The 24,935-nt window shown below is 36.9% G+C and carries 24 protein-coding genes and 1 pseudogene; 23 read left to right on the top strand and 2 right to left on the bottom strand.

Annotated features, from left to right (window positions below; all coding sequences use genetic code 11):
• Positions 1-29: 29 nt before the first annotated feature.
• From AC1DFT_RS03825 to AC1DFT_RS03875, 11 genes and pseudogenes are all read left to right on the top strand, one after another.
• Positions 30-1,100 (top strand): alkene reductase, encoded by a 1,071-nt coding sequence (locus AC1DFT_RS03825; RefSeq protein WP_477917765.1) that lies wholly within the window; start codon positions 30-32, stop codon positions 1,098-1,100.
• 91 nt (positions 1,101-1,191) lie between these two features.
• Positions 1,192-2,223: an NADP-dependent oxidoreductase gene (locus AC1DFT_RS03830; RefSeq protein WP_477917767.1), complete on the top strand. Its 1,032-nt coding sequence runs from the start codon at positions 1,192-1,194 to the stop codon at positions 2,221-2,223.
• 216 nt (positions 2,224-2,439) lie between these two features.
• Positions 2,440-3,414 (top strand): M23 family metallopeptidase, encoded by a 975-nt coding sequence (locus AC1DFT_RS03835; RefSeq protein ID WP_477917769.1) that lies wholly within the window; start codon positions 2,440-2,442, stop codon positions 3,412-3,414.
• A 37-nt stretch (positions 3,415-3,451) separates the two neighbouring features.
• On the top strand, positions 3,452-4,021 hold the full coding sequence (locus tag AC1DFT_RS03840; RefSeq protein ID WP_477917771.1) for a hypothetical protein: 570 nt from the start codon (positions 3,452-3,454) through the stop codon (positions 4,019-4,021).
• A gap of 85 nt (positions 4,022-4,106) precedes the next feature.
• Positions 4,107-4,712, top strand: a pseudogene (locus AC1DFT_RS03845) (histidine phosphatase family protein).
• Positions 4,713-4,740: 28 nt separating this feature from the next.
• Positions 4,741-5,199, top strand: a complete 459-nt coding sequence (locus AC1DFT_RS03850; protein WP_477917773.1) for an NUDIX domain-containing protein — start codon at positions 4,741-4,743, stop codon at positions 5,197-5,199.
• Positions 5,200-5,321: 122 nt separating this feature from the next.
• Positions 5,322-5,459: a YfhE family protein gene (locus tag AC1DFT_RS03855; protein ID WP_477917775.1), complete on the top strand. Its 138-nt coding sequence runs from the start codon at positions 5,322-5,324 to the stop codon at positions 5,457-5,459.
• Between the two features lie 78 nt (positions 5,460-5,537).
• Positions 5,538-6,350 carry an aminoglycoside adenylyltransferase domain-containing protein gene (locus AC1DFT_RS03860; protein WP_477917777.1) on the top strand — a complete coding sequence of 271 codons (813 nt, stop codon included), beginning with the start codon at positions 5,538-5,540 and terminating at the stop codon, positions 6,348-6,350.
• Between the two features lie 29 nt (positions 6,351-6,379).
• Positions 6,380-7,099, top strand: a complete 720-nt coding sequence (locus AC1DFT_RS03865; RefSeq protein ID WP_477917779.1) for a nucleotidyltransferase domain-containing protein — start codon at positions 6,380-6,382, stop codon at positions 7,097-7,099.
• 11 nt (positions 7,100-7,110) lie between these two features.
• On the top strand, positions 7,111-7,389 hold the full coding sequence (locus AC1DFT_RS03870) for a hypothetical protein (protein ID WP_477917781.1): 279 nt from the start codon (positions 7,111-7,113) through the stop codon (positions 7,387-7,389).
• Positions 7,390-7,499: 110 nt separating this feature from the next.
• Positions 7,500-8,555, top strand: a complete 1,056-nt coding sequence (locus tag AC1DFT_RS03875) for a nitric oxide synthase oxygenase (protein WP_477917783.1) — start codon at positions 7,500-7,502, stop codon at positions 8,553-8,555.
• A 42-nt stretch (positions 8,556-8,597) separates the two neighbouring features.
• On the opposite strand, the gene AC1DFT_RS03880 is transcribed toward AC1DFT_RS03875, so the two are convergent.
• Positions 8,598-9,803 (bottom strand): CynX/NimT family MFS transporter, encoded by a 1,206-nt coding sequence (locus AC1DFT_RS03880; RefSeq protein ID WP_477917785.1) that lies wholly within the window; start codon positions 9,801-9,803, stop codon positions 8,598-8,600.
• A gap of 190 nt (positions 9,804-9,993) precedes the next feature.
• Between AC1DFT_RS03880 and AC1DFT_RS03885 the strand changes: the two genes are divergently transcribed.
• The 3 genes from AC1DFT_RS03885 to AC1DFT_RS03895 are packed head-to-tail and all read left to right on the top strand — an operon-like array spanning position 9,994 to position 13,044.
• Positions 9,994-10,788, top strand: a complete 795-nt coding sequence (locus tag AC1DFT_RS03885; protein WP_477917787.1) for an ABC transporter ATP-binding protein — start codon at positions 9,994-9,996, stop codon at positions 10,786-10,788.
• A complete protein-coding gene (locus AC1DFT_RS03890) occupies positions 10,781-12,421 on the top strand; it encodes a hypothetical protein (RefSeq protein ID WP_477917789.1) in 1,641 nt (546 codons plus the stop codon). Before AC1DFT_RS03885 ends, AC1DFT_RS03890 begins: the two co-directional genes overlap by 8 nt.
• A 29-nt stretch (positions 12,422-12,450) precedes the next feature.
• Positions 12,451-13,044: a hypothetical protein gene (locus tag AC1DFT_RS03895; protein ID WP_477917791.1), complete on the top strand. Its 594-nt coding sequence runs from the start codon at positions 12,451-12,453 to the stop codon at positions 13,042-13,044.
• A 46-nt stretch (positions 13,045-13,090) separates the two neighbouring features.
• On the opposite strand, the gene AC1DFT_RS03900 is transcribed toward AC1DFT_RS03895, so the two are convergent.
• Positions 13,091-13,789, bottom strand: a complete 699-nt coding sequence (locus tag AC1DFT_RS03900) for a glucosamine-6-phosphate deaminase (RefSeq protein ID WP_477917793.1) — start codon at positions 13,787-13,789, stop codon at positions 13,091-13,093.
• 138 nt (positions 13,790-13,927) lie between these two features.
• Between AC1DFT_RS03900 and cotE the strand changes: the two genes are divergently transcribed.
• From cotE to AC1DFT_RS03945, 9 genes are all read left to right on the top strand, one after another.
• Entirely contained in the window at positions 13,928-14,470 is a 543-nt protein-coding gene (gene cotE, locus AC1DFT_RS03905; protein ID WP_477917795.1) for an outer spore coat protein CotE, read from the top strand.
• 340 nt (positions 14,471-14,810) lie between these two features.
• Positions 14,811-17,372 (top strand): DNA mismatch repair protein MutS, encoded by a 2,562-nt coding sequence (mutS, locus tag AC1DFT_RS03910; RefSeq protein ID WP_477917797.1) that lies wholly within the window; start codon positions 14,811-14,813, stop codon positions 17,370-17,372.
• A 16-nt stretch (positions 17,373-17,388) separates the two neighbouring features.
• Entirely contained in the window at positions 17,389-19,194 is a 1,806-nt protein-coding gene (gene mutL / locus AC1DFT_RS03915; protein ID WP_477917799.1) for a DNA mismatch repair endonuclease MutL, read from the top strand.
• Between the two features lie 10 nt (positions 19,195-19,204).
• Complete coding sequence (gene glpK / locus AC1DFT_RS03920; RefSeq protein WP_477917801.1) at positions 19,205-20,716, top strand: glycerol kinase GlpK; 1,512 nt, start codon at positions 19,205-19,207, stop codon at positions 20,714-20,716.
• Positions 20,717-22,369, top strand: coding sequence for a glycerol-3-phosphate dehydrogenase/oxidase (locus tag AC1DFT_RS03925; protein ID WP_477917803.1), 1,653 nt, complete (start codon positions 20,717-20,719; stop codon positions 22,367-22,369).
• A 20-nt stretch (positions 22,370-22,389) separates the two neighbouring features.
• Entirely contained in the window at positions 22,390-23,286 is an 897-nt protein-coding gene (locus tag AC1DFT_RS03930; RefSeq protein WP_477917805.1) for a lysophospholipase, read from the top strand.
• Positions 23,279-24,196 carry a tRNA (adenosine(37)-N6)-dimethylallyltransferase MiaA gene (gene miaA / locus AC1DFT_RS03935; protein WP_477917807.1) on the top strand — a complete coding sequence of 306 codons (918 nt, stop codon included), beginning with the start codon at positions 23,279-23,281 and terminating at the stop codon, positions 24,194-24,196. The genes AC1DFT_RS03930 and miaA overlap by 8 nt, the downstream gene beginning before the upstream one ends.
• 66 nt (positions 24,197-24,262) lie before the next feature.
• Complete coding sequence (gene hfq, locus AC1DFT_RS03940) at positions 24,263-24,484, top strand: RNA chaperone Hfq (protein WP_477917809.1); 222 nt, start codon at positions 24,263-24,265, stop codon at positions 24,482-24,484.
• 75 nt (positions 24,485-24,559) lie between these two features.
• On the top strand, positions 24,560-24,859 hold the full coding sequence (locus tag AC1DFT_RS03945; RefSeq protein ID WP_477917811.1) for a rhodanese-like domain-containing protein: 300 nt from the start codon (positions 24,560-24,562) through the stop codon (positions 24,857-24,859).
• Positions 24,860-24,935: the final 76 nt, after the last annotated feature.

Here is a 24,935-nt window from a genome sequence, read left to right on the forward strand (position 1 = left end):
AATAAGTAAACAAAAAAAGGAGCTTGTTAATGAGTAAATTATTTGATGAAGTACGTATTGGGAATTTCAACTTAAAGAATAGAATAGGTATGGCAGCTATGACCAGAAGTCGTGCCTTAGAAGACGGGACACCGAGTGACTTAGCTGTTGAATATTACGGTCAAAGAGCATCAGTTGGTTTAATTATCAGTGAAGGTACTCAACCTTCTGACGACGGTCAAGGCTATACAAACACACCGGGTATATATACTAAAGCTCACATTGATGGTTGGAAGAAAATCACTTCAAAAGTTCATAGTGAAGACGGTAAACTGTTTATTCAACTGATGCACGTCGGACGAGTCTCTCATCCTGACAACACACCACATCACCGTCAAGCTGTTGCACCATCAGCTATTGCACCGAATATGGAAATCTTCACGGCAAAAGGAATGAAGGAAATTCCTACACCGAGAGAGTTAACAGAAGGAGAAATTAAAGAAGTCATTAATGAATTTCGTTTAGCAGCACGCTCAGCCATTGAAGCTGGAGCAGATGGTGTTGAAATTCATGGTGCTAACGGTTACCTTATTCAACAGTTCTTAAGCGAAAATGCAAATCACCGTCAAGATGCATATGGTGGTTCTATTGAAAACCGTTCGAGATTTGCGATTGAAGTAGCTAAAGCAGTTGTTGAAGAAATTGGTGCCGAACGTACAGGTATTCGTTTTTCACCCCAAGGAACATTGAACGGGATAGAAGAAGGGGAAACAAATATTGATATGTATCGTTATTTAATTGCGGAGTTAGATAAGCTTAATCTTGCCTATCTTCATGTCATGCACTTTGGAAATGAACCATTAGTACAGGAAATTCGCGAATTATGGTCGCAAGCTCTTCTTATTAACCGACCAGGACGACCTTTAGAGCATTTAGGAGTAGACGTAGATAGTGAAGTGGCTGATGTTGTTACCGTAGGAACTTGGTTAATCTCAAATCCTGATTTGGTGGAACGTTTAAAAGTTGGCGCACCATTGAACGAACCTGACCGAAATACAATGTATGCTGGCGGTGCGGAAGGATATACAGATTATCCGTTCTTGTATGAAGAACATGATTAAAGAGCAGCAGTAACAATAAATTAAACTTCCCCTAAACATTTGTTGGTTTAGGGGAAGTTATTATTCCTTATCGGATAAAAGGAGTTTTGTGATGAGAGCGTTAGTAATAGAAGCATACAAGAAAGAGCCTACTTTTATTGATCTACCATTACCCAAAGTAGGCAATAATGAGCTATTAGTTAAAATACATGCAGCCAGTATAAACCCACTTGATTCAAAAATACGCAAGGGCGAATTGAAGCTACTGCTGCATTACGATATGCCATTGACATTAGGAAACGATTTTGCGGGAACGATTGTTGAAGTGGGAAAAGATGTAACAAAATTTAATGTAGGTGATGAAGTTTATGGTCGTCCGCGCTCTAACAAAATTGGCACATTTGCAGAGTACCTAGCAGTTCACGAAGAAGATATTGCCATAAAACCTAAAAATCTTAGCTTTGAAGAAGCTGCATCTATCCCTTTGGTTGGTTTAACTTCTTATCAGGCTCTTTACGACATCTTGAAGATTAAAAATGATCAAAAAATCTTAATTCATGCTGGCTCTGGAGGTGTAGGAACTTTCTCTATACAACTTGCAAAAGAAATGGGAGCCTATGTTGCAACTACAGCTAGTGAGGGAAGCAATCTAGTAAAATCACTTGGTGCAGATGAAGTCATTAATTATAAAAAAGAAAACTTTGAAGACATTATAAAGAATTATGATGCAGTGATTGATAGTATTGGGGGAGCAACATTAGAAAAGTCATTTCTGACAGTAAAAAAAGGTGGGAAGATTGTTTCTATCTCGGGTACTCCAAATAGTCGTTTTGCAAAGGAAATGGGTCTGGGACCGTTTAAAAAAATGTTACTCTCATTAGCAAGCGCTAAGTTAACTAGTTTAGAAAAAAAGCACGATGTGGAATACACATTTCTTTTCATGAAGCATAGCAGACGACAGTTACAAGTTTTAACAGAACTTTTGGAATCAGGGAAGATTAAACCAACGATTGATAAGATATTTCCGTTTGGAGAAGCATTAAAAGCAATAAATTATGTGGAAACTGGAAAATCTAAAGGGAAAGTTATTTTAACTATCGTAGATCAGCAGAGTAATAGTAAGGAAGAGATTACTCTGCATTAAAGAAAGGCAATCTAAATTAACCATAGCCAAACCCAAAAAGTCGGTTCCTTAGCGTTACAGGAATTCGGCTTTTTAGATTGAAATTCGCTTAGCTTATAAAATTGTCGAAATGTTGGCTGGACCCCTTTATGAGATACTCTTCGATGAAACTTTCCAACTTAAATATCGTATTAGAACTTAAAGAAGCTTTTATGGAGAGATTTGGAGGTTTTACAATTGTATGTTAGTTTAAGCAATCTTGAGGATTTTGGAACAATGTTTCTGAATGAAGGGTATGAAAAAATCTATTTTTGCACTTCTATAGACTTTCAACAAATAATTTCTTTAGAACAATTCATAGAATTAGCATCTACTTTTAACAATGGGGTTCACGATTATCAAATTGAATTTAAAACAGCTTTTCAAAACATGACACATTATATTTGGTTAGATGATCAAAAAGAAAAGGCTATATCGGTATTTTTTGATGAACAAAAAATTATTCACCGTTTGTATTTAAAGCCATTTACAACGTATGCAGACAGTGATAATCGTTATACAGTCAATTTGTACAAAATGCCGATCAAAGGTGAATGGTTCGTGTTTTGGGGCGGAGCAAATGAATTCATCAATTACCATTATCTCTATGAGGGTCAACGTTACGCTTATGACTTAGTGAAAATACAGGATGGTTTGTCTTACAGAAATACACGAATTCAAAATGAGAACTTCTATGCTTTTGATGAAGATGTAATAGCCCCAGGAGATGGGAAAATTATAAAAGTAGTGGATGGACTAAAAGATAATGTACCCGGTGAAATGGACACGAACAATCAAGCAGGTAACTATGTAGTGATTGAACATGCAAATAATGAATTTAGTATGATAGCACATTTTAAAAAGAACTCAATTTTAGTCAAACCTGGAGAGGTCGTAACAGAAGGACAACTTATTGGAAAATGCGGTAACTCAGGTAATTCATCCGAACCTCATATTCATTTTCAAGTAATGGATTCTCCCGATTTTGAAAATGGTAAGTCAATTCGTATCCAATTTCACGATGGCAATGAGCCAATCCAAGGGAATACAATAGTAAATCCACAGGAGTATAAAGATTCTTTTGACGAGAAGTTAGATAAAATCGGTAATGCAATGACAATTATGGATTTCGTTCTTTTGATTCCAAGAGCAATCGCGCAGCTTTTTAAATAATTGGTATTATCTTTAATAGTAAGATGGAGGTGAAAAATTGATTAAGAAAAATTTAGCATTAGGTATATTAACTACCAGTAGTTTTTTGTATATACTACTTTTTTTCGGTCTTACTATATTCATCATTTTATTTTATTCCACCTATAGCTTATTAAGCCTTTCTGCAGTTCTTTTACCACCGATTTTCCTTTTGCTATTATTATTCATTCTTTGGAAATATAGCTATTTGAAGAATGAGAGAAAAAGCAAAAGCTTATTACTAGTTATTGCAATTCTTTGTATTATTCCGCCTCTTTTTTTAGTAGGTTTATTAGGAAAAAATGAAGAAAAGTTAAATTTTACGATAGAAAAGTGGATGAATGAACCGGATGATCGAGTATATATTGTCTATGACTTTTTGGATGAAAATGAAATCGTAGGTAAGTCAAAAGAAGACATTCAAAAACTGTTAGGGACGCCAGATGAAAATCAGCTTTACACTAATGAAAATGTAGTCTCTTATCTACTTGGACTTGAGGCAGGGTGGATAAAGATGGATAGCTCGTACTTAATCATTTGGTTTAATGACGAAAACAAAGTGATAGATTATGAGGTAGTAACAGGTTGATGCTTACTCTTGTCATATAGTACTACACACGTGCAACTTAATGAATTTCTTGGATTTGTTGTGTCAAAGAGAGGAAAATTAATTTATGCTAACTTTTTATATAACAAGGCATGGTGAAACGGAATGGAATACACAAAAGAGAATGCAAGGTTGGAGTGATTCGGAATTAACTGCGAATGGAATTTCAAATGCAGTTTCTTTAGGGAATAGGATGAAAGCGATAGAATTGGATGCAATTTATGCAAGTCCGAGTAAAAGAACCTTTTCAACTGCTAATTTAATTAAAGGATCAAGAGAAATTCCAATTATTCTCGATGAAAATTTAAGGGAAATAAATATGGGAGTATGGGAAGGACAAACTTTTTCGGACATAGAGCAAAAATATCCAATCGAATATGACGCCTTTTGGAATACTCCACATTTATATAAATCATTAAATGGCGAAAGTTTTGCAATGCTTCATAAAAGAGTTCTGAATGCCATTCATTCCATATAAGACAAACATAGTTCTGGAAATATTCTAATTGTGACTCATTCTGTTGTTATTAAAACATTATTAGCTTTCTTCAAAAACTATCCATTAGAAAAACTATGGGAGCCACCATTTATATATGATACAAGTTTAACAATCATCCAGTTAAATGGTAATAAAAGCAATATTGTCTTAGAAGGTGATTTGGCACATCGATAAATGGACAAACAGAAAGAGTGGAGCATCAATGATTAGAAAAGCGGTCGGTGCAATAGTTTATCAAGAAGACAAATTTTTAGTTGTACATAAAACGAACATAAATACGATAGAAGGTAAACAGAACATTCAAGGGGAATGGGACTTTGTTAAAGGGAAGGTAGAAAAAAGCGATAAGAATTACGAGGACGCACTATTGCGTGAGCTGCAAGAAGAAACTGGCTCGATGGAATACAAAATTATAATGGTATTTGACCAAAAAATTCACTTTGATTTTCCGGTTAAGATTAAAGGGAAAATAGGATACGACAAACAGGTGACAACGATGTTTCTTGTAGAATTTAAGGGAGAGTTCAACTCACTTATCCCACTAGATAATGAAATAAATAATTTCGCATTTCTTGATCCAAACGAAGTCGTAAAAATACTCACTCACCAAGAAACAAAAGATTTCTTTATACAATATGCAAAAGGTAAATTTCTGTTGTAAAATTTCATTTTGGAAAAATAGACTTAAGCCGAGTAATATGCTTAACCTATATTTTAATTATTAGAATATCAATCGCTACTATGGAAAAACTAAAAAAGAATAAACCGAAAGGAGTGTCCGAAATGAAGGAAAACAAAACACCTGTTGAGCAACTAACGATGAAGGATAATGGATTGTCCTCGGCGCAAGAAGTTTTATATCAAAAAGAATTCAAGCGAGCTAGCAAAGAAACATCTAAGAAAAAGCACGATAAGAGGTAAAAGTAATGATGAACCCCGAATTCGGAATTTACTCGGGGTTTATTCTTGAATCTAATCAAAAGCTAGTGGAGGTAATAAATGAATAATGTCCCCGCAAAAACACAGCTGGTTTTAGATGAGTATTTTCAGCTGCTTGAACAGAAATTCCCTAATTTTATTGAATCCTTTTGCCTTTATGGCTCCATCTCATTAGGAGCATTTGAGGATGGACTTAGTGATATTGATTTTATTTCAATTATTAAAGGGAAATTAGCAGAATCAGAACTAAAAGTGCTGAAAGAAATTCATAAAAATATTCAAAGAAAATTTCCTGAAACAATTCTAGACGGGTTTTATATATTGAAAGAGGATATGCAATCTTTAAACAAAGGAAAAGTTTCCAGTATTCGCTTTAATGATGGAAAGTTTCATGGGTTTACGGACTTTGATAAAAACTCCATAGATGCTTTTCAATTACAAAAGTATGGAATCACTATAAGAGGAGAAAAACCAGAAAATAATAGTTATATGGTAGATTGGAATATTTTAATGGATAATATGCGACAGAATCTTAACACATATTGGCTCGGTTGGCTGAATGATTGCAAGCGATTTCCTTCAATTAAATACATAGGTTTATATTTTAGTATAAACATGATAGAGTGGGGAGTCTTGGGAGTTTCTCGTCTTTATTATTCATTTATCGAAAAGGATATTATTTCTAAAGCTGGCGCAGGGGAATATGCGTTACGAAAAGTTCCCGAAAAATACCATAAGATCATTAAGGAATCCTTGAGATATCGACAAGGTAATAAAAAGTCCTATTACCGTTCCATTGTGCTAAGACAAAAAGATACATTGGATTATATGGCGTTTATGATTAAAGAGTGTAATAATCTTTTTATCGATTAAATGATGGCGTTTTATGTAGGAGGATGTCTATGCAAAAGTATAACAAGCTAGAACCAGTAGTAGCAGCACAAAAATTTATAAATAAATACTTTCCAAATTCTGACGGGGCTTTGTTAGCGGGGAGTGTTGTTCGAGGGGAAGCGACGGAAACATCAGACTTGGACATTGTTGTTTTTGATCAAACAATTAGCAATTCTTACAGGGAGTCGCTAATTGATTTTGACTGGCGCATAGAAGTGTTCGTACATAATTTGAATTCCTATCAAGCATTTTTCGAAAGTGATAGAAAACGAGCTCGCCCCTCATTACCACAAATGGTATCAGAAGGCATTGTATTGAAAGACACAGGTATCATTGACTCTATCAAGATGGAAGCTAAAAAGTTATTATCGGACGGTCCCCAAGAATGGTCAGTTGAAACGATACAAACAAAACGATATTTTATTACCGATGCACTGGATGATTTTATCGGTTGTAACGATCGTGCAGAAGAACTATTTATTGCCAATGCACTTGCCGAACTTTCTAGTGAATTTGTCTTAAGAACAAATAACAGGTGGATCGGTGCTTCTAAATGGATCATACGTTCATTAAGAAATTACGACACTCAATTTGCAGGACAATTTGTTCAGGCTTTTGATGTTTTTTATCAACATGGTTCCAAGGCAGAAATTATTAAGTTAATAGATGAGATATTACTTCCTTATGGGGGACCTTTATTTGACGGATTTTCATTGGGGAAAAAGTGAGTGGATGTTAAATGGAAACAATAGTAAGTTTAATAGGTGATCTAGCGACGATTATTCTCTGTTTATTTAAGGACATTACGGAAGAAAAAATTGATAAGAACATAAAGTATTTGAGGCAAGAAAAGTGGTTTCAAGCGTATTTACTTAATGAAAAACATACTGAGTTGATCAGTCATAACACCAAAGTCCGAAATGTAATTGGGAGTATGAATATCGAAAAGTCGTCCAAACCAAGCTATAATAGAAGCCAGCAAAACAGGATAAAACGTGTAATTAATAAGCAATTTTAACTTGTCTATTTTTCCGCCATAAATCCCTCACAACTTTATAAAGCTTGGGACTTGTCTATGCCATCTTATTTCTTCTATGATGGTAGGAGACAGCAGGAGGGATTTAGGTCATGTTCAGTGAAGCAAAGAATTTTATCCAAGTGTATTATGAAGAAACGGGTCAATCGGAGCAGGAACTGGCGACTCGTTTAATAGAAGTAGAGCAACAAATTTTGAAGCAAGGTACATACGAACAAAGGTTAGATGAGCTCGCATACGGAGCTAAAATGGCTTGGCGTAATAGTAATAAATGCATTGGCCGACTTTTTTGGCAAAGTTTGAACGTTTTAGATAAAAGAGATTTACATACAGAGGAGTCCATATTCGAGGCGCTTCTCGAGCATATTGAATTCGCAACGAATAAGGGAAGAATTCGCCCGACAATTACAGTGTTTTCTTCTCAAGATGTTCGTATTTGGAATCACCAATTGATCCGTTATGCAGGATACGAAACGGATAATGGAATTGTTGGGGATCCGGATTCGATAGACTTTACAAAAGTATGCCAGAGTCTTGGATGGAAAGGAAACGATGGTTTGTTTGACGTGTTGCCACTCGTTATTCAAATAAAAGACAATCCGCCTAAATTATTTGATATACCACAAGCCTCTATTTTAGAAGTACCTATCCGACACCCAGAATTCGATTGGTTTTCGGATTTAGGGTTAAAATGGTATGCCGTTCCGATGATTTCAAGCATGAAATTAGAAGTTGGTGGTATTTCTTATGTAGCCGCTCCTTTTAACGGATGGTATATGGGAACAGAAATCGGTGCACGTAATCTAGCAGACGATAATCGTTATAATATGCTTCCAGTGATCGCTGAACAGATGGGGCTAAACACGAAATCGAACGCATCATTATGGAAAGACCGTGCATTAGTAGAATTGAATGTAGCCGTTTTGTATTCGTATAAAGAAGATGGGGTAAGCATTGTAGACCACCATACAGCAGCCCAACAATTCAAACGTTTCGAAACCAATGAAATCGAAGCAGGACGAGACGTGACCGGTAACTGGAGTTGGCTAATCCCTCCCTTATCTCCTGCAGCGACTCACATCTTTCATAAACCTTATACAAATGAAAAGAAAACCCCTAATTACTTTTACCAAAAAGCACCCTATTAAAAAAAGAGGAATCAGCTTACACATTTGCTGATTCCTCTTTTCTTATTCCTCTGAAGTAGAAACAAATCGATCTCTTCCAGCGTGCATACCTGAAGCGAATAATAATATGGCCATTACGATAAATAAAAGAATAGGCGTCGTCCAACTAGCGGTCACATCGTGCAAGAAGCCAAAAAATACGGGACCGATTGCGGCAAATAAGTAACCTATCGATTGAGCAGTACCTGATAATTCGGCCGCTTCCATTGGAGTTCGTGTACGTAAAGAAAAGAACATCATGACTAAACCAAAAGAAGCCCCTCCTGCTAAACCAATTAAGATCATCCATATGAACGTGAAAGAAGTATCTCCGTATAAGAGCCCCAAAAAACCAAGGATATAGAAAATCGTAAAAACACCGACAAGTATACGTTGATCTTTCATACGACCTGCAATAATCGGCGTTAAGAATGTTATTGGCAGCTGAGCAAACTGTAGTAAGGATAACATCCATCCGGACTTGTCAGCACTTACTCCTTGGGAATGCACTATTTCTGGGATCCAAGCAGCTGTCGTGTAAAAAATAAGTGATTGAAGTCCCATACATAAGGTAATCGTCCAAGTGAGTGGACTAGATAACAGAGACTTAGATTTATTAGAAGGTGAAGCCTCTACTTGCACACTCATTCGTTTTTGTTTATTTATTTGTGGTAACCAAATGAGTGCGGCGATGATGGTTAATATGGTCCAACATCCAAGTGCACCTTGCCATCCAAATGACGTCTTATCGGCAATAGGATAACTGATGCCTGCACCGATACTTGCAGATAAGTTCATAGAAACGGTATAAGTAGCGGTCAATAAGCCGATTCGTAATGGGAATTTTAGTTTGATCAAACCCGGTAACAATACATTTCCGAAAGAGATGGCAGTCCCTATTAAGGCCGTTCCAATAAATAGCAACGGTGCAGTGCCTAATGAGCGAATAATAATTCCTGCAGCCAATAAAATAATAGAGAAAAATAATGTCAATTCAATTCCAAAACGTCTTGCAATCTTTGGTACAACAGGAGAAACGATTGCAAATGCAAGAAGTGGAATAGTGGTAATAAATCCTGCTAAAATATTGGAAATAGCTAGTCCATCTCGAATATGTGAAATAATAGGTCCTACTGATGTAAGTGGAGACCTAAGTGTAGTAGCGATAAAAATAATACCAATTACAAGTAATAGTGCAGTTTTTTTGTTTTTTTCTTCCTTAGTTTGCAAATGTATTAACTCCTTCTTTCATACTTCTATGCAAGCCTAACATTTTATGATGGATATATTCAATAGTTGTAGGAATAGAATCGTAGTAGTTTGAATATTCTTTTCCTTTCACATACATTTTAGTTGTATAATTAACAGTATATAGGAAATATGGAAAGCATATGACGAGTAAATGGATGGGAGTATTTATATGAACAAAGAGAAGGTTTTATCATTACAAGATGTAAAGATGCGTTTTGGTCCTAAACAAGTACTAAACGGTGTAAATTTGGAAGTATTTCAAGGGCAAATTATCGGCTATATTGGTCCAAATGGAGCTGGAAAAAGCACAACAGTTAAAATCATGCTCGGATTAATCGAAGGCTATGAAGGAAAAATTGAAATTTTTGGTGAAGAGATTGGTAATGGCGATGTTTCGTATAAACGAAAAATTGGCTATGTGCCTGAAACGGCGGAACTTTATGATAATCTTACAGCTTGTGAATATTTAACGTTCACAGGGGAGTTATATGGACTTCATCACAAAAAGGCAGAAAGTAAAGCATTCCAGTTGATGAAGGAGTTTGGTTTAGAGTCTGTATTCTACCAGCGATTATCCTCTTTTTCAAAAGGGATGAGACAAAAAGTACTCATTATTTCTAGCTTATTGCATGACCCCGAATTATTATTTTTGGATGAACCTTTAAGTGGCTTAGATGCAAATAGTGTCATGGTTATTAAAGAAATCCTAGATCAGCTAGCAGCACGTGGCAAAACTATTTTCTATTCCTCTCATATTATGGACGTTGTAGAGAAAATAAGTAACCGGATTATTTTACTTGTGGATGGCCGAGTCGTTGCTGATGGAACGTTTACGGAATTACAGGAACAAAGTAAAGAAGGAACTTTGGAAGAAATCTTCAATCAAATCACAGGATTTTCGGAGCATAAAGAAATTGCAGGAAAGTTTGTGGAAATAGTAAGTGAGGCAAATGTCCATGCATGATTTTACTTCGCTTCGAGTTTTAGATCGTTTTAAATGGATATTTCAAGCATTACAGATAGATTATGAAATGATGCGTAAAATTTTGCAATTGAAGTTAACGATGGATGGTAGAAGGATGCCAACTGTTTTCAATGGATCGAAAGTGAAAAAAGAAGGAAATCAGTTTCTTAAATCTTTATGGATGTATGGTTTATACGGACTTCTATTGCTGACACCGTTTTTATTTTTGGGGAATCAATTTATTTTTTTCATTAGTATTATGTTTAGCGTTCTCATGTTTATCGTGATGACATCTATGGTGTCTGATTTTTCGGCTGTCCTGCTCGATATTCGTGATAAAAATATTCTTCATTCCAAACCAATCAGCACCCGAACATTGAATGCTGCAAAAGTAGTTCATATACTCATTTATATGTTTTTGTTGACGGGTTCCTTTATACTTGTCCCGCTCATCGTGAGTATCTTTAGACATGGAATTGGTTTTGCAGTCATTTTTTTGGTGGATGTTGTACTGATTAGTTGTTTAGTAGTCGTGTTTACTGCATTTGTCTACTTATTTATCTTACGTTTTTTTAGTGGGGAAAAGCTAAAGGATATGATTAATTATGTTCAAATTATATTGACTTTAGCAATTATGATCAGTTATCAGCTTGTAGTTCGAGTATTTGAATTTGTCGATTTTGATATTAACTATTCTTTTGCGTGGTGGCATTTGTTACTTCCACCCTTATGGTTTAGCGCGCCTTTTGAGTTGATATTAAACAAAGATTTTTCAGTACCTATAATTGTATTTACTGTATTGGCCATATTAGGACCAATCCTATCCATCTTGCTATATATTCGACTAATGCCAGCTTTTGAACGAAATCTAGCCAAATTATTAAGTGATTCGAAAAGAAATAGAAAAAAAGCTCGTCATCTAGACCAATTTTGGTCAACTGTATTATGTAGGACAAAAGAGGAACAAACATTTTACTTGTTTTCATCTCTAATGATGAAGCAAGAACGCGAGCTTAAGTTGAAAATCTATCCTCAAATAGGTTTTGCAGTCATTTTTCCATTCGTCTTTCTTTTTAATGACCTTCGCATGAGTTCAATGGAAGAAATGAGTAAAGGAAATATGTTTTTAGTAATTTACTTTAGTTTAGCGATGATTCCAACTGTTGTGCATATGCTAAAGTTTTCGGGGACCTACAAAGCCCAGTGGATTTATAGGGTTGCTCCCATTCAAAATACGTCAGCGATTTATAGTGGGACGTTAAAAGCATGTTTGATGAATTATTTTATTCCGATCTATTTAGTGTTAAGTATATTTTTTGTGTGGATTTTTTCGTTTCGAATTGTAGCAGATTTGATCGTTGTATTACTTGCGGCAATCGCAATGACACTTCTTTCGTATCGACTTTTTACGGAAGAAGATTATCCGTTTTCCAATTCGCATGAGCATATGCAGGATATGAGCACATTAAAAGTTTTTGGCGGGATGCTCGTCGTCGGACTTTTTGTGCTTGTTCATTTTATCTTTACTAAAATTCCTTTTGGGCTATTTGTTTATATGGCCTTGTTAGTGATTGGTATTTTTATAGGATGGAAGAAAATATTTCCCAAGAAGAAAGTAGTCGTTGCCAAGTGAACAAAACCAAGTATACGAGGAGGGAAAGCATGAAGCGAGTCGTATTCGTCATTTCACTCGTTTTACTAATATTGTTAATGGCTGCTTGTAGTAATGAAACAAAATTAGAGAATGTATTATCGGAAGTCGACTTAACAGACCGAGAAAAATTTCTTATGTCATCCACAAGTGATTATTCATTTGTTTTCGATTTTCACGTAGATAAAAAATACAAACAAATATCTGTATGGGTGGATCAATATGAATTTGGGGAACTAGTTGGACAAAAGCTAAATCAATTAACAACCGAAATCGAAGAAAATGGGACGATTCTTTTTGCCGCTTCCACTCGGATGGGAGAACAAGAAAGTATAACATTTAATCTAAGTGTTGAATCGAATAATGCAAGTAGTAGGAGTACTACTAATTCGGCTGTTGTAGTGACCAACCAAAGTACTTGGGGAAACAGCCCGCTCGAGCGCATTCCAATTACCGACGATATCGTTTTAGCAACTATTAGTAATTCAAATGGTAATGGTATGAGTTCGCTTTCAACTGAATTCTATAGGGATTTGGAGAGTCGTTTAAGTGAGATAGTGGACTATGACGTTGTGTATGTATTAAGAAGTGAGTTTCATGAATAGTAAACAGAAAAAGGACTTCCTGCGAAATAGGAAGTCCTTTTTACATTTACTTAATATCCGTTATAACCGTCACATGCGGATGGTTTTTCAACACCGTAATTGGCCACTTCTCTGAAATGGTATCCCCAAATAAAGCCTTAATTGCAGGACGTTTCTTTTCTCCAAAAGCTAATAAAATGATTTTTTTCGCCTTCATAATAGAAGCAATCCCCATCGTAAAAGCAGTATGTGGAATTTCCTCTTCATCATCAAAATATTGACTGTTTACACCAAGTGTTGAATCTGTCAATTTTGCAACATGCGTTACCGAATCAAAAGAAGTGCCTGGCTCATTAAATGCAATATGTCCATTTTCTCCGACACCTAAAAATTGAATATCTAATGGATGCTCGTTTAATTGATTTTCATAACGTACACATTCTGCATCTAGATCCTGTGCTTTACCATTTGGAATATTCGTTTCTTTAAATTGTTTGCGAGAAAATAAATGCTCTTGCATAAAATAAGCATAGCTATTCACATTAGTCGGTGCTAGCCCTATATATTCATCTAAATTAAAGGCAGTAACTTCGGAAAAATCCAAAGATGATTCGATTAAATTTTTGTAAATAGGAATCATCGTACTTCCAGTTGCTAAGCCTAATACGTTTAACGAGTTCGCTGTTAAATCTTGTTCTAACTTTTCTTGCACGATAGTAGCCGCCTCTTGTTGATTGGCAACATGAATTACTTCAAAAAACGCCATTTCATAACCTCACTCTTCTATCATTATCCTTTAATTGTATGCTGATTCTTGCGAAAGGTCAACGAATTATCTAAGCAGATGAACCGATTGGGCATAATGCGCATATGATGTTATGACTTGAATACAAGGAGGAAAAACATGAAACACATGCGACAAATTGTGACGAAAGCGGTAGTAGCTAAAGGGAAAAAGAGAACGGAATCTTGTGAAGTTCTTAGTCCGCCGAATACTCCATCTAGCATACTAGGATGCTGGGTTATCAATCATTCTTGCCAATCGAAAAAACAAGGTAGATATGTAGAAGTTACAGGGAAATTTGACATAAACGTTTGGTATGCACATCATGATCATTCCAAAACTTCTGTTTTTACAGAAACGATCCACTATACTGATCGTATAAAATTACATTATCGTGACAAAGATTCTACTGGGGATGAAGTGCATGTACGTGTCCTTCAACAACCAAATTGTACCGAAGCTATTATTATAGAAAAAGGGACTAAATTCCAAGTAACGGTAGAGCGAGAGTTGCTAGCAGAAGTAGTAGGGGAAACGACAATTTTAATCGAAGTGCAAGCAGATGATTTTGAAGAAGAATGGGCATACGAAGATGAAAGTTCTTCAAGCTCATCTGGGCATTCTAGTTCGTCTAGTGATTCTGATCATTCCTCATCACTTTAACAAGCCGGTCATTATTTCCGGCTTTTTTTTGTTCTAGTAAATTATTAAATAGGGAAAATGCGTTATATTCATTGGTGTCTCACTCCAAGTGTACTTGTTATTTTAAGAGTTGATTGCTTTCATTAGTAATTTGGGTGCTCTGGTGCAGATTTGATTGCTTTCGGAGTAGAATTAGTTGCTCTTCATGACGAGTTGGTTGCTCTAATCCATTTATTGGATTAAAAGAGCATACCTAGCGCAATTTTTCCCATATTACGTGAACTATCCATTAACATAAGCACTCTTTCCTTCGATTTGTTATAATAAAATAGAAAGTTTTTAGAAGAGAGAAGGGCAACACATGACAACACAAACTCCTATGATGCAACAATATATAAAAATAAAAGAAGCATATTTAGATGCCTTTTTATTTTTCCGATTAGGCGACTTTTACGAACTATTTAATGACGACGCGGTTAAAGCAGCGGCTATTTTAGAAATTACGCTAACTAGTCGAAAAGATGGCGTTCCAATGTGTGGAGTGCCACATCATTCTGCACAAGGCTATATTGAAACGCTTATTTCTAAAGGGCATAAAGTAGCGATTTGCGAGCAAGTCGAAGATCCTAAGCAAGCAAAAGGCGTTGTAAAAAGAGAAGTTGTACGATTAATCACGCCTGGGACGATTATTGAAGGAAAAGGCATGCAACATAAAACGAATTATTTTATTGCATCAGCGGATGTAGTTTCTCCAAACGAAGTTGCTTTTTCTTATTTAGACGTTTCAACAGGGGACGGCTTTACAACGATTCTTAATGGGGATGAAAAAGAAGTCGTACAGGAATTACTAGCCATACAAGCAAAAGAATTAATCGTGAGTGAACAAATGTACGTATTGGTTAATGATTTATCAGCGATTCATGACTTTACTTTATCTATTGAACAAGAGGAAGCAAATGATCAACCAATCGAAAAATACGTATCGAATCACCCACTAGAAACACATCGAACAGTGAAACGCTTGTTACAGTACATTCAAAAAACACAAATGCGCTCACTATTACATATTCAACCTTTCACATTTCAACGTAGAGATTCTTTTTTAGCAATCGATTACCATTCCAAACGCAATTTAGAGCTTATTTCTTCTATTCGAAATGCAGATCAAAAGGGAACTTTATTATGGTTATTGGACGAGACAATTACTGCAATGGGCGGAAGAAAGTTAAAACAATGGATTCATCAGCCACTTGCGGATAAATTTGCAATTGAAAATCGATTAGCTGTAGTTACAAGCTTTTTAGAAGATTTTATGTTAAGAGAAGAAATAAAAGAAGCATTTAAAGAAGTATATGATTTGGAACGACTAGTAGGAAGAATAGGGTTCGGAAGTGCAGGGGGAAGAGATCTTGCGCAATTAAGACAATCTTTATCTAAAATTCCTTCTATTAAAGAGCAGTTAGTGCATGCAAATGACCAGGCATTAAATGACCTTGGGCAGGCAATAGAGGATTGCCAAGATATTTGGAGAAAGTTAAAAGATGCGCTCCATGAAAATCCACCGATTTCTGTGAAAGATGGTGGCGTCCTAAAAGATGGCTATAACGAGCGATTAGATCAGCTAAGGGATGCATCTGTGAATGGTAAAAGGTGGATTGCGGAATTAGAACAAAAAGAGCGAGAACGAACAGGTGCTAAAAACTTAAAAATAGGTTATAATCGAATATTTGGCTATTATATCGAGTTAACGAAATCGACGATCCATCTTGCAGATGAGGCAAGATATGTGCGGAAACAAACACTTGCCAATGCGGAACGCTATATTACCGATGAGTTGAAGGAAAAGGAAACGCTCATTCTTTCAGCGGAAGAGGAAAGTTTAGTACTAGAATATGATTTATTTACCCAATTAAGAGAGGAAATTAAAGCATATATTCCTCAAGTACAAAAGCTTGCCAAACAAATTAGTGAGCTAGATGTCTATATTTCTTTTGCGCAAGTAGCAGAAAAGTACCGTCTAACAAAGCCAGCATTTCACGATTCGAATGCGATGATTGTAAAAGAAGGAAGACATCCGGTCGTAGAAAAAATGATGAACAATCAATTATACGTGCCCAATGATTGTACGTTAACAGAAGAGGAAAATATGCTGCTGATCACGGGACCGAATATGTCCGGTAAAAGTACCTTTATGCGACAAATTGCCATTACTGTGATTATGGCTCAAATCGGCTGCTACGTACCGGCGGAATCGGCAGAATTGCCAATCGTTGATAAAATATTTACGCGAATTGGAGCTGCAGATGATTTAGCTGGTGGACAAAGCACATTTATGATTGAAATGATGGAATCCCAGCACGCTATTATGAATGCTACAAGTAAAAGTTTACTTCTTTTTGATGAAATTGGACGTGGAACTTCGACGTATGACGGAATGAGTTTAGCACAAGCAATGATGGAATATATTCACGATCATATTGGGGCGAATACGCTATTTTCAACCCACTATCATGAACTAACCGATTTAGAAAAAACTTTGGCAAAACTCCGTAATGTGCATGTTGCTGCAACAGAAAAAGATGGAAAAGTCGTCTTTCTACACAAATTAAAAAATGGTCCGGCTGACAAAAGCTATGGAATCCATGTGGCAGAACTAGCGCAATTACCAGAAGAAATTATTGAACGCGCTCGAGAAATACTAGATACTTTCGAACAACAAGAAAAGAAAGAACTTCCGGAAACTTCCGTGCAGGAACAACAATTATCTTTCTTTGATGAACAACTGCCAAAACAACCCAAGCAAATAGCAGAGCATCCAGGGGCAGACAAAGTAATGAAGAAATTGAAAAAAATTAATATTTCCGGAACAACGCCACTAGCTGCATTACAAATACTATATGAACTGCAAAGTGAATTAGACTAAAAAGTAGGTGAAGAAAATGGGACAAATCATCGTCATGGAAGAGCTACTTTCCAATAAAATTGCAGCAGGGGAAGTAGTAGAACGTCCCGCTTCTGTTGTTAAAGAATTAGTCGAAAATGCAATTGATGCGGAAAGTACATCAATTGAAATACTATTAGAAGAAGCAGGGTTAGCAAAAATACAAGTAACCGATAATGGAAAAGGAATGGACGAAGCAGATGCCGTTCAATCCTTTTCCAGACATGCAACGTCTAAAATTACGACGGAGCATGATTTGTTTCGAATCCGGTCGCTCGGTTTCCGAGGAGAAGCACTTGCCAGTATTGCATCCGTTTCTAAAATTAGTTTATGGACCTCTGATGGTGACAATGTTGGGACGAAAGTGGAACTTGAAGGTGGGCGAATCATTTCCTGTACACCAGCACCTATTCGAAGAGGAACGGATATCGCTGTTAAGCAATTATTTTTTAATACACCTGCTCGGTTAAAATATTTGAAAACAATCCAAACAGAACTTGGTCATTCGATCGACTTGATCAACAGATTAGCACTAAGTTATCCCAACATAGCATTTAAGCTTGTCCATAATGGGCAGACGATTATTCAAACAAGTGGAAGAGGAGATTTACGACAAGTGCTCGCTTCCATTTACGGCGTGACGAATGTGAAGAAAATGGTTCCATTCGAAAAGGAATCACCCGACTTTCAAATTTCCGGTTTTGCGACGATGCCAGAAATTACGCGTGCATCTAAAAACTATATAACGATATTAGTGAACGGGCGCTGGGTCAAACATTATGGGCTAAATAATGCGATTGTAGATGCCTATCACACGCTACTTCCAATCGGGAGATACCCGATTGTTGTATTAAATATTGAAACAGACCCAATGCTTACGGATGTGAACGTTCATCCAGCCAAACATCAAATAAGACTTAGTAAAGAAAAAGAACTAATGGAGCTTGTACGACAAACAATTCGTTCGGTTATTCACCGAGTACAGCAGCCGCCTAAAATTACAGAAAAACAAGAAGTGAAAAAGCAACCGAGTGTGCAATTTGATTTCTTCAAACCATACTCGCCTCCTGAGCAACCTGTTGCACCATTAACAAAAGAACCAACAGAGCAACCAACAATCATTCATGAAGCGCAAGTACAGCTAACAGAGGAACCGGCACCAGTAGTTGAACCGTATGTGGAAGAAGCATATGTAGAAGAAGTGGTGGGAGCAAAACAGCCTTTCCCAGATTTACATGTCGTAGGACAAATTCATGGAACATATATTGTTGCGCAAAGCGATGATGGTTTTTATTTGATCGATCAACATGCAGCACAGGAACGGATTAAATATGAATTTTACAAAGAAAAAGTGGGAGAAGTAAACGCAAGCGAACGGCAAGCATTATTACTGCCCCTTACTTTTCACTATTCTTTAGATGAAGCATACCGCATTAAAGAATCACTGCGAGAGCTTCAAGATGTGGGCATATTTTTAGAGGAGTTCGGTACTTCTAGTTTTGTCGTCAGGGAATATCCAACATGGTTTCCAAAAGGGCATGAAACGAAAATTATTGAAAACTTAATCGAACAAGTGTTAAGGAATCGAAAAGCAGATATTAAAAAATTACGAGAAGAAGCGGCCATTATGATGAGTTGCAAATTATCGATTAAAGCGAATCATTATTTAACGATGCATGATATGGAGCAGTTATTAGAAAGCTTGAAAAATGCAAAACATCCACTTACTTGTCCGCATGGGCGACCAGTTATTGTTCATTTTTCAACCTATGAAGTAGAAAAGATGTTTAAACGAGTCATGTAGGAGGGGCCAAATGGGGAAATTTATTTTATCAATTGATCAAGGTACTACGAGCTCACGCGCAATATTGTTCGATAAACAAGGCAATATTGTTCATACAGCCCAAAAGGAATTTACACAATATTTTCCAAAGCCGGGATGGGTGGAACATGATGCACAAGAAATTTGGGGTTCTGTGTTGTCTGTTATTGCAGGGGTTTTGACAGAAAGTGGGCACCAACCAGAAGATGTGCATGCAATTGGTATTACGAATCAGCGTGAAACAACGGTCGTTTGGAATAAGAAAACAGGAAAGCCGATCTATCATGCAATCGTTTGGCAATCAAGACAAACGCAAAACATTATTGATGAGTTGAAAAAAGAAAAGCTCGATGCCTTCTTCAAGGATAAAACAGGACTCATGCTTGACCCTTATTTTTCTGCTACGAAGGTAAAATGGATGTTAGATAATGTTGACGGAGCGAAGGAGCAGGCTGAAGCAGGTGATCTCCTCTTTGGAACAATCGATACTTGGTTAATTTGGAAATTATCAAATGGCAGTACGCATGTGACAGATTACTCCAATGCTTCTAGAACGATGCTGTATAACATTTACGAACAAAAGTGGGACAAAGAAATTTGCGAGAAGCTTCAGATCCCGTTAAATATGCTTCCGAAAGTAGTATCTTCGTCTGAAGTTTATGCGCAAACGGATCCTTCCGTATTTTTTGGAAAAGCAATTGATATTGCGGGGGCAGCAGGGGATCAGCAAGCTGCATTATTTGGTCAATGTTGTTTTGAAAAAGGAATGGCCAAAAACACCTATGGCACCGGTTGTTTCATGCTGCTCAATACAGGAGAAGAAGCAGTTCAATCCCCATCTGGGCTACTAACAACGATTGCCTGGGGGCTAAATGGGAAAGTGACCTATGCATTAGAAGGTAGTGTGTTTGTTGCTGGTTCTGCCATTCAATGGCTGAGAGACGGGCTTCGAATGGTGAAAAAGGCAGCGGACTCAGAAGACTATGCGAAAAGAGTGGAGTCGACAGAAGGGGTATATATTGTTCCAGCTTTTGTTGGTCTTGGTACTCCCTACTGGGATTCAGATGCAAGAGGTGCAATTTTCGGTCTGTCTCGCGGAACGACAAAAGAGCATTTTATTCGTGCGACACTTGAGTCTTTAGCATATCAAACGAAAGATGTACTACTCACAATGGAACAGGATTCTGGTGTGGACGTGGAAGTACTCCGTGTAGACGGGGGAGCTGTAGGCAACGAATTTCTCATGCAATTTCAAAGTGACTTACTAGATTTACCTGTTGAACTTGCTAAGTTAAATGAAACAACGGCTCTCGGTGCCGCATTTTTAGCAGGACTTGCTACCGGGTTTTGGAAAGATGAGCAAGAACTTTCCAATATGCGTGAAAGTCAAAAACTGTACGAACCGAAAATGGATGAATCTATACGAAAGCAGCTATACAATGGATGGAAAAAAGCAGTGGAAGCAACACGGGTATTCAAACTTTCAGATGAAGAGGTGGAGTAAGTGAAATCTTCTGTGGAACGTGAACAAATTTTGCACACATTAAACTTTTATGAGTTCGATGTATTAGTCATTGGTGGGGGTATTACAGGAGCAGGTATTGCATTAGATGCAGTGACACGCGGAATGTCCGTTGCCTTAGTCGAAATGCAAGATTTTGCGGCAGGGACTTCCAGTAGATCGACGAAACTTGTACATGGAGGTCTTCGCTATTTAAAACAACTGGATGTAAAAGTAGTAGCGGAAGTCGGCAAAGAACGGGAAATTGTGTATGAAAACGCCGTACATGTGACCGAACCGGAATGGATGCTACTGCCTTTTCATAAAAAAGGAACATTTGGACCATTCAGTACTTCTGCAGGATTGAAAGTATATGATTTTCTTGCGGGTGTAAAAAAAGAAGAGCGACGTCATATGTTAACTCCTGAACAAACGTTAGAAAAAGAACCACTGCTTAAAAGCAAGGATTTACTAGGTGCCGGTTATTACGTGGAATATCGAACAGATGATGCAAGACTAACGATTGAAGTACTGAAAAAAGCAATGGAAAAAGGTGCTGTTTGTATCAACTATGCAAAAGCAAAATCATTTTTATATAACGAACAAAACAACATCATCGGTGCAGAAGTTGTGGATGTCGTCAAAAATAAACGTATTCATATCCATGCAAAAAAAGTCGTCAATGCAACTGGACCTTGGGTAGACGCAGTTCGAGCACTGGACGCCATTGATAATAAGAAGAAATTAAAATTAACAAAAGGTGTCCATATTGTAATAGATCAATCTATTTTTCCGCTAAGGCAGGCTATTTACTTTGATGCTTCGGATAAACGTATGATCTTTGCCATCCCGCGTGATGGAAAAACCTATGTTGGCACAACGGACACTTTTTTCGAAGGCAATATCGAACATCCTACCGCAACAGAAGAAGATGTAGATTATTTAGTAAATGCCATTCATCATATGTTTCCGCTTGTGAATGTTTCGAAAAAACAAGTAGAATCCTCTTGGGCTGGTGTCCGTCCGCTTATTTATGAAGATGGGAAGAATCCTTCTGAAATTTCTCGTAAAGATGAAATTTGGCGCTCAGAGGCTGGTTTATTTACAATAGCTGGTGGGAAATTAACGGGTTATCGTAAAATGGCGGAAACGATTGTCAACGCAATCTCGAGAGAGCTAGGGGACGAACTATATGGTCCTTGTGTCACAAAGCATATAGCCTTATCCGGAGGTGATATTGGAGGGGCAGACCAATTCGAAGCTTTTATTGCGACCAAGGCACAGGTAGCTCCCTCTTACGGCTTGACCGTTGCAGAAGGAAAAAACTTAGCGAAATTTTATGGGACAAATGTGGACCGGGTGTTTCATTATGCTCATATTTTATCGACCATGCCATCTTCTCTACCATTGAGTCTTCTTGCGCAAGTCTATTATGCTGTGCATGAAGAAATGGCTTATTCACCTGCTGACTTTTTAGTTAGAAGAACAGGCATGCTCTATTTTCAAATAGCGCAATATAAAACGTATAAAGAGGATATATTGAACGTAATGAGCCAATTATTGCATTATACCGAGCAAGAAAAGGCTTCTTTCACCAAGCAATTAGAGGTACTACTAATGGAAGCTACAATATATGAAAGCGGGGCTGCACTCTGAAAACGATACTAGAAGGTCAAATGTCTGATTATCACTTCATTCATATTGTCAAATATCTGCCCGAACAAACTCCTATTGGACATGTGCATTTATTGCACGGGATGGCAGAGCATATTGAGCGCTATGAAGAATTTGCGAAAGTTTTGGTGGAAAATGGCTTTATCGTAAGTGGTCATGATCATCGAGGTCACGGCAAAACGGCAGAAAAAAATGGACAACTAGGTTTTTTTGCCGAACAAGATGGTTTTGAACGAGTGGTAGAAGATGTCCGGGAAGTATTAGTGCAAGTGCGAGAAGATATTGGAGACGTGCCACTTATTTTATTTGGACATAGTATGGGTTCATTTATTGCAAGAAGATATATGCAAAAATACAGCGAATCCCTTGCTAAAGTGGTGTTGAGTGGCACAACATTTAGCCCTGGGGTAATGGGGGATATTGGAACGCTCATTGGGAAATTTGCAGCTAAACAGAAAACACCGCAAACAGAAAGTCCTTTACTGAACAAATTGTCTTTCGGTGGTTTTAATAATCAATTTAAAGATGCACAAACAGATTTTGATTGGTTAAGTTCCGATCCAAATGAAGTGAAAAAGTATATAGATGATCCGTTTTGCGGTTTTATCCCTTCCAATCAGTTTTATATTGATCTATTTGCTGGGTTAAAAATCATCCATCAAGAAAATGAAATAAAGAAAATTAGAAAAGATTTGCCGGTATTATTGATCAGCGGTTTACAAGACCCAGTTGGTAAATCTGGTAAAGATATTTTCAAAGTAGCGAAAGGTTTGACGAATGTAGGAATGGAAAATGTAACCGTACAATTAGTAGAAAATGCACGACATGAAATTTTAAACGAAGTGAATAAAAACGAAACGACTCAATTTATCGTAAACTGGATGTTAAAAAATGACTGAGAAGCCGGTGGTACTTGCAATTGTAGGTCCAACAGCAGTAGGGAAAACTGCTTTAAGTATTGAACTTGCAAAAAGATTTAACGGGGAAATTATTAATGGAGACTCGATGCAAATTTATCGAGAGCTTTCGATTGGAACTGCTAAAATCACCAAAAAGGAGATGGAAGGAGTTCCCCATCATTTATTGGATATAAAGGATGCAACCGATAGTTTTTCGGTTGCAGAATATCAAAAAATTGTAAGAGAAAAAATAGAAGAAATTGCATCGAGAGGTAAACTTCCAATAATTGTTGGAGGTACGGGATTGTATATCCAATCTGTTTTATATGATTTTCGTTTTACCGAGCAGCCTAAAATAGATGTGGAGTTACAGAGGCAATTAGAGAAGCTATCACCGGAAGTATTATTTAATCGATTACAAATGGTAKATCCAGAAGCAGCGGCAGAAATTCATCCAAATAATATCCAGCGTTTAATGCGAGCAATCGAACGGGTAGAGTTTAGTGGAAAACAAAAAAAGGAAATCGAACAAGATCAAGGGCAAGAAAAAGTATACCCGCATTATATTATCGGGCTCACTACTGATCGCGAAATTTTGTACGAGCGGATCAATAAACGGGTAGATTTAATGGTAGAAAAAGGGTTGTTGGATGAAGTGAAGCTGCTCCATGAAAAAGGGATTCGAGGAGTTCAATCAATACAAGCGATCGGTTATAAGGAAATCTATGCCTTTTTGGATGGCCTTCTCACACTAGATGAGGCGCTGGATAATTTAAAACAAAACTCTAGAAGATATGCAAAGCGCCAGTTGACATACTTCCGGAACAAAATGGACATCCATTGGTACGACCCTTTTGTAGATAGCAAAAAGATTATAAAAGAAATTACTGATTTCTTGCAGGAGAATTAATAATTTAGGCGAATAGTAGATGGTGGAGAGTACTTTTTATGTAAAATGCATAATGGGGGAATTGGAATGAAACCAATGAATATTCAAGACAATTATTTGAATCAATTAAGAAAAAACAATATTTTTGTTACAGTATTTTTATTAAATGGCTTTCAACTAAAAGGGTTAGTGAAGTCCTATGATAATTTTACCGTTCTTTTTGAGTCAGATGGAAAGCAACAGTTAATATATAAACACGCTATTTCAACATTTACTCCTTCTAAACCAGTCAATATTAACGAAGAATAAGGCGGGTAAATTGACAGACAAGCATGTTCCTATTATGATTTTAAAGGAATATATAGGAGAAGGGCAGAGTAAAAAATGAATGTAATTACAACAGAAGAACTTTTACAAAAAATAGATGCTGGAGAAACAGTTAGCGTCATTGATGTACGAGAAAGTGAAGAAGTGGCAACTGGTATTATTCCAGGTGCAAAACATGTCGCATTAGGTCAAGTGGAAACAAGCATCGATCAAATCGACAAGTCGATTCCTCATTATATCGTTTGTAAAGCAGGAGCGCGTAGTGCAATGGCTTGCGAAATTTTAGAGGAAAACGGTTTTAATGTAACGAACGTAGCAGGCGGCATGTTAGCTTGGGAAGGCGAAGTCCAATTTTAACTTTATTCAGCAGAAGTTTTGAAACTTCTGCTGTATAAAGTTAAAGCTTCCGGCGGATGTCACAGATTTTGATAGG

This window comes from Psychrobacillus sp. 05T411, from assembly GCF_056396485.1.

Excerpts from the sequence above, each read along its gene's own strand:
- AC1DFT_RS03945 (WP_477917811.1), top strand. The coding sequence starts at position 24,560 with ATGAATGTAATTACAACAGAAGAACTTTTACAAAAAATAGATGCTGGA.
- AC1DFT_RS03870 (WP_477917781.1), top strand. The coding sequence starts at position 7,111 with ATGGAAACAATAGTAAGTTTAATAGGTGATCTAGCGACGATTATTCTC.
- AC1DFT_RS03865 (WP_477917779.1), top strand. The coding sequence starts at position 6,380 with ATGCAAAAGTATAACAAGCTAGAACCAGTAGTAGCAGCACAAAAATTT.
- AC1DFT_RS03890 (WP_477917789.1), top strand. The coding sequence starts at position 10,781 with ATGCATGATTTTACTTCGCTTCGAGTTTTAGATCGTTTTAAATGGATA.
- AC1DFT_RS03885 (WP_477917787.1), top strand. The coding sequence starts at position 9,994 with ATGAACAAAGAGAAGGTTTTATCATTACAAGATGTAAAGATGCGTTTT.
- AC1DFT_RS03850 (WP_477917773.1), top strand. The coding sequence starts at position 4,741 with ATGATTAGAAAAGCGGTCGGTGCAATAGTTTATCAAGAAGACAAATTT.
- AC1DFT_RS03875 (WP_477917783.1), top strand. The coding sequence starts at position 7,500 with ATGTTCAGTGAAGCAAAGAATTTTATCCAAGTGTATTATGAAGAAACG.
- AC1DFT_RS03860 (WP_477917777.1), top strand. The coding sequence starts at position 5,538 with ATGAATAATGTCCCCGCAAAAACACAGCTGGTTTTAGATGAGTATTTT.
- glpK (WP_477917801.1), top strand. The coding sequence starts at position 19,205 with ATGGGGAAATTTATTTTATCAATTGATCAAGGTACTACGAGCTCACGC.
- AC1DFT_RS03895 (WP_477917791.1), top strand. The coding sequence starts at position 12,451 with ATGAAGCGAGTCGTATTCGTCATTTCACTCGTTTTACTAATATTGTTA.
- AC1DFT_RS03930 (WP_477917805.1), top strand. The coding sequence starts at position 22,390 with ATGTCTGATTATCACTTCATTCATATTGTCAAATATCTGCCCGAACAA.
- mutS (WP_477917797.1), top strand. The coding sequence starts at position 14,811 with ATGACAACACAAACTCCTATGATGCAACAATATATAAAAATAAAAGAA.
- AC1DFT_RS03825 (WP_477917765.1), top strand. The coding sequence starts at position 30 with ATGAGTAAATTATTTGATGAAGTACGTATTGGGAATTTCAACTTAAAG.
- cotE (WP_477917795.1), top strand. The coding sequence starts at position 13,928 with ATGAAACACATGCGACAAATTGTGACGAAAGCGGTAGTAGCTAAAGGG.
- AC1DFT_RS03830 (WP_477917767.1), top strand. The coding sequence starts at position 1,192 with ATGAGAGCGTTAGTAATAGAAGCATACAAGAAAGAGCCTACTTTTATT.
- mutL (WP_477917799.1), top strand. The coding sequence starts at position 17,389 with ATGGGACAAATCATCGTCATGGAAGAGCTACTTTCCAATAAAATTGCA.
- AC1DFT_RS03855 (WP_477917775.1), top strand. The coding sequence starts at position 5,322 with ATGAAGGAAAACAAAACACCTGTTGAGCAACTAACGATGAAGGATAAT.
- hfq (WP_477917809.1), top strand. The coding sequence starts at position 24,263 with ATGAAACCAATGAATATTCAAGACAATTATTTGAATCAATTAAGAAAA.
- AC1DFT_RS03900 (WP_477917793.1), bottom strand. The coding sequence starts at position 13,789 with ATGGCGTTTTTTGAAGTAATTCATGTTGCCAATCAACAAGAGGCGGCT.